At 64.3% G+C, this 4,889-nt stretch carries 4 protein-coding genes; 2 read left to right on the forward strand and 2 right to left on the reverse strand.

Annotated elements, in window-relative coordinates:
- Positions 1 to 574 precede the first annotated feature (574 nt).
- A complete protein-coding gene (locus I6U14_RS13415) occupies positions 575 to 871 on the reverse strand; it encodes a hypothetical protein (RefSeq protein ID WP_296900026.1) in 297 nt (98 codons plus the stop codon).
- Positions 872 to 1,029: 158 nt separating this feature from the next.
- Here I6U14_RS13415 and I6U14_RS13420 point away from each other — a divergent pair, with 158 nt between their 5' ends.
- On the forward strand, positions 1,030 to 1,362 hold the full coding sequence (locus tag I6U14_RS13420) for an integration host factor subunit beta (RefSeq protein WP_367115669.1): 333 nt from the start codon (positions 1,030 to 1,032) through the stop codon (positions 1,360 to 1,362).
- A 20-nt stretch (positions 1,363 to 1,382) separates the two neighbouring features.
- Here I6U14_RS13420 and I6U14_RS13425 read toward each other — a convergent pair whose 3' ends face one another.
- Positions 1,383 to 3,590: an ATP-dependent RecD-like DNA helicase gene (locus I6U14_RS13425; RefSeq protein WP_296900028.1), complete on the reverse strand. Its 2,208-nt coding sequence runs from the start codon at positions 3,588 to 3,590 to the stop codon at positions 1,383 to 1,385.
- Between the two features lie 701 nt (positions 3,591 to 4,291).
- Between I6U14_RS13425 and I6U14_RS13430 the strand changes: the two genes are divergently transcribed.
- Positions 4,292 to 4,471 (forward strand): hypothetical protein, encoded by a 180-nt coding sequence (locus I6U14_RS13430; RefSeq protein ID WP_296900029.1) that lies wholly within the window; start codon positions 4,292 to 4,294, stop codon positions 4,469 to 4,471.
- Positions 4,472 to 4,889 lie beyond the last annotated feature (418 nt).

Here is a 4,889-nt window from a genome sequence, read left to right on the forward strand (position 1 = left end):
CTCGGTTGCAGCGGACCGGCGCTCTGTGGAACAGGCGCCAAGTAGAGACCCATGATCAGCGTTTCCTTAGGTATGCAAATAACGATTTGGGTAATCATTGGTCTCGCCATCGGAAACCTCGTCTTCATTCCCTATCGTAACTTCGTGTCAGTGTCATAAAGCATTCCCCCAGGCGCAATCTGCGCTAACGCTCCACCGGCGCGGCTGAGAGTTGCGCTGCACCGTCGGATGATTTCAGCTCTGGGTCGAAAGCGACTTTGCTGATTGGTGAAGGAAACGTCCGCAGTTCGCCGCGATGCGGAACTCCATGCGCGCATCTCGACGATGTCAGACTACACAGCTCGTTGTTCACCGCCACTTGATTGACGGCCGCAGTCTGCTGCGTATTAGTTTCAACAGCGAACGACGATATCCCGTCGGGCGGGGACGCTTCATCGATTTGAGAGCTTGACTCTTTACAATCCGCGTCACTGGCCTACTGCACGAGGGTCACAGCGGACACAAAGAACAGTGCCAGGCCACCTCTGAACGACCAGGCTCCCGGCTGCATCGCGCACGTCTCGCGCGCTGCTTGCTATGCCAAGGCGATGCCGACGCCGATCACGATAAAGCCCAAGCCGGTCAACAGCAGCACCATGCCCCACAACGGAGCCGAGGCGCCGGTGTGGCGATGGCGCATAGATGCCGGTTCACCGTTTCGAGTGGCCGTACGACGACGGTTGACGGCGCTCACACCGAACCAAAAGATGCTGGCCCCCATCATGGCAAGCCCGAGACCCAGTACCAGCGGCGATTCGTGGTACTTACCGACGACCGCAAAGTCCACGCCGATCAGTAGGATCAGGATTCTGGCGACGGTCTTGTTCGTCAAGCTGACGGACGTTGGAAGTGCAGATCGAACGCTACACAGCCATTTACGAGGTGGGCACGATCATTCTGCGGACCAAATCGAGGGGGCGCCTTGGTCTGGGAAAAGCAACTGGGCGTGAAACACTCCGCGGGATTCGCTACGCTGTAACCTACTGAGCAATCCCGAAAACGCCTCTCTCGGTAGAGCTTGCACGGACCGCGGACATGACCAAATCCGAACTGATCGCCTTTCTGGCCGACCGCCACAACACGCTCAGCCGCCAGGATCTCGACGATGCCGTGAAGCTCATGCTCCAGCACATGACCGACACGCTGGCGGCGGGTCATCGCATCGAGATCCGTGGCTTCGGCAGTTTCTCCTTGCATGCTCGACCGGCTCGGATTGGCCGCAACCCGCGCACGGGCGAGCCGGTGGCGCTCCCGGCACGACGAGCCACATACGTCAGACCAGGCAAGGAGCTGCGCGAGCGGGTCAATGCGCAGGCGGCTTAGGCGCTGCCCATCAGCCAAGGTCAGCGTCGTGCCGGCTCGCCCCTCACGGCTTGTTGGAGCCTCGCCTGCAGGTTGGTCAATCGCTTCACGGAGCCCAGGCGCTTGACGGCCATCGCCAGTGCTTTCGTCTGACCGACGATCACGACCAGCCGCTTGCCGCGGGTGACAGCCGTGTAGAGCAGGTTGCGCTCCAGGAGCATGTAGTGCGGCATGCCGAGCGGGATCACCACCGCCGGATACTCCGAGCCCTGGGCCTTGTGCACCGTGGTGGCATAGGCGAGGGAGACCTCGTCCAGCTCGCCCAGGTCGTACTCGACGCGCCGCCCGTCATAGTCGATGGCAACGATACCCTCCACGGCGTCGATGTCTAACACTCGCCCGATGTCGCCGTTGAACACGTCCTTGTCGTAGTTGTTCACGGTCTGGATCACCTTGTCGCCAGGGGCATAGGTCCAGCCGAAGCGGGTGACCCTCGGCTCGGCAGTGGGATTGAGCCGCTGTTGCAGCTCCACGTTGAGCGCCCGTGCGCCGAGGCCGCCACGGTTCATCGGCGTGAGCACCTGCAGGTCGTGGATCGGGTGCAGCCCGAAGCGTTTCGGTATCCGCTCTGTCACCAACGGCGGTGTTTTGGGTGGGATTTCCTGGGGACTGGTACGGGCGGTGAAGGGGAAGTCCCGGGTGGCGTGGCCCGGGGTCTCCGGAGACGGTCCACGGTTGATGTGGTTGGGGTTGACGGTGGTCTGGGAGGTGGCCGCCTGGCGAAAGACCTCGGTGAGCCGCACCGTCGGCACCGCCGCCGAGTCGATCATGTCCGCCAGTACCGCACCGGGGCCGACCGACGGGAGCTGATCCACGTCGCCCACCAAGAGCAGCGCGCAGTGGTCGGGCACCGCCCGCAGCAATTGGTGCATCAGCACCGTGTCCACCATCGACACCTCATCCACCACAACCAACTCGGCGTCGAGCGGTGCGTCCTGGTCGTGCTTGAAGGCCATCGTGCGCGGGTCGAACTCCAGCAGGCGATGAATCGTCTTGGCCTCGACCTGGGTGGACTCCGACAGGCGCTTCGCGGCACGTCCTGTCGGCGCACAGAGCAGCACCTTGACGCCCTTCGCCCGGATGATGCGCAGGATACTGTTGACCACCGTCGTCTTGCCCACGCCCGGCCCGCCGGTGATCACCGTGACCTTGCCGTTGACCGTCTGCGCCACGGCCTCGCGCTGGGACTCCGACAGCTTGAGTCCAGTCTGCTGCTCCACCCAGGGCAGGGCGCGGTCCCTGGCGATGTGCCCCCAGCGCGGCGGCCCAGACAGTCGGGCGAGATGCTCCGCAATGCCCCGCTCGGCACGGTGCAGGGCAGCGAGGAACAGCGCGGGCTTCTCGGCAATCGGCTCGGCGATCAGGCGCTCCTCCGCCAGCTCCACCTCGACGGCTTGCGCAGTGATGGGCTCAGGGATCTCCAGCAGCTTGACCGCGGCTGTGAGCAGGTCCTCGCGGTAGGCGGCGCAGTGGCCGTCGCCGGCGATCTCCTGCAGGACATGACGCACACCGGCCTGGGCGCGGATCAGCGCATCATTCGCGATACCGAGCCGTTGGGCGATGGCGTCTGCGGTTTTGAAACCGATGCCGTGGATGTCGAGCGCCAGGCGGTACGGGTTCTCGCGCACGTACTCCACGGCCTGCTCACCGTAGGTCTTGTAGATGCGCACTGCCCGGGCGGTGCCGACACCGTGGGACTGCAGAAAGACCATGACCTCGCGCACGATCTTCTGCTCCGCCCAGGCGGTGGTGACCCGTGCCTGGCGCTTGGGTCCGATACCCTCCAGCGCCAGCAGGCGCTCGGGCGCGTGCTCGATCACGCCGAACACCTGCTCGCCGAAGGCGCGCACCAGCTTGCGGGCGAAATGCGGCCCGATACCCTTGACCATCCCCGAGCCCAGATACTTCTCGATGCCTTCGAGCGTCGACGGCGGCACGACCCGCAGGTGTCGGCTCTTGAATTGCAGCCCGTGCTGGCGGTCGTTGATCCAGGCGCCGGTGCACTCGACGTACTCGCCCGGCGTGACCGTGGCTGCCGAGCCCACCACGGTGACCAGTTCGCGCTGACCGCGAACCTTGACCCGCAGCACACAGAAGCCGCTTTCCGGGCTGTGAAAGGTCACGCGCTCGACCGCGCCCTGGAGGTGCTCAGCGGTGTCCGCCGCGGCCCCTGGCGTCTGGTGGCTCATGCGTGCTTTTGCAGGCTCCCTGAGTGTGGATGGGCGATGAGGAGACTCGCCGGTGGCAGGCATGGATGACGCCGATACCCGCCGACGCCCTCAGGCCGCAGTATGCCGCACCCGGTCATACTTGACCCGGCACGCCATTGCCTATCCTCCGCAAGCACTGACGGAGGCCGACGGGAAGAAGCCGCTGCGCGACGGACTGGCAGGCAGCGAACCCGGGGGCGCCACGGATGAACCCAACCCTGCTTGCCTCCGCTGCACGCAGCCTTCTGGAGTATTCTTGTTCGGCAGCACCAGAGTTTCGCGGTACGGTTGAAGAATACGGAAGCAGGCTTGGAAGTCATGGGGAAGTCGCGCGACTGCCCAGACGAACTCCCGGGGCGCCGATACAGAGGTATGCTGAGAAGCTCGGAGCATTGATCGCCGCCTTGGCAATCGTCGGACTCAATGGTTGCGCCAAGGATGCCGTTTGATGGTCGGTGTATGAGTGTGCTCCCGGGCGAAATGACTCGGCGTGTCAGAAAGTCGCGACGTTTGAAGGAAGCAGCGCAAGGCGAGATTGTGAAGCGGCGGCCAAGGCGCACCCCGGCGCGGAGTGCTTCTACGACACGGACAACTAGCAACGCGGCGAAGCAGCCACGGTTAACCGGCGGGAACATCTCCAAACCGTCCACGTCCAAGGCGGCAACGTAAAGGAGGCGACCATGGACTTTAACTGCGACACGGCACACTGGATCGCATCGGTCGAGCGGAGTGATCTCGGCTACACCTACGTGCGGCTCTACGCGGACGCACCCGAGGCCATCCGAAACTGCATCATCAACCACTTCGGCAAGGGCACGGTCTTCCTGGCACCGGCGACGCCCAAGCCCCTCGCGGCTTGATCGAACGGTCCCTTCGCACGGGTACGGGCACACTCAGCCGTGCTTGTATCCACCCGCGCCCGTATAAGCGATCCGGATCGCACAACGCCGCCCGCCGCAGACCGTGCATCACAGCCGTGCCGGCAGCTCTGGGATACCCAGCCCGGCAGCGATCGTCGCCCGGTCGATCGGCGCCAAGTGACTGCAGGCATCGCAGAACGCGGTCAGGTCGGAGTGCTCGGGCGCGAAAAAACGCGGAGGGTGTTCTGCGGGGGCCGTGTCCGGCGGCTCGGCCCCGGCGATCGTAACGTCTGCGGTAGAGAGGCAAGGTGGCGCATGTCGCTGACGGTAGCGTCGTGCGCCTACAGGTGGATGACGTAGATGGCGTCAGTCAGAAAAGGCGAAGCCCAGGTGATCGGCGCCGCTCGGGCGCTTCTGT

Origin of the sequence: Thiohalocapsa sp. (assembly GCF_019695415.1) — a bacterium.
In the GTDB taxonomy this organism is placed as follows: Bacteria; Pseudomonadota; Gammaproteobacteria; order Chromatiales; family Chromatiaceae; genus Thiohalocapsa.

Bases quoted from the DNA above. Each gene is read 5' to 3' on its own strand.
- I6U14_RS13425 (WP_296900028.1), bottom strand. From the start codon at position 3,590: ATGAGCCACCAGACGCCAGGGGCCGCGGCGGACACCGCTGAGCACCTC.
- I6U14_RS13430 (WP_296900029.1), top strand. From the start codon at position 4,292: ATGGACTTTAACTGCGACACGGCACACTGGATCGCATCGGTCGAGCGG.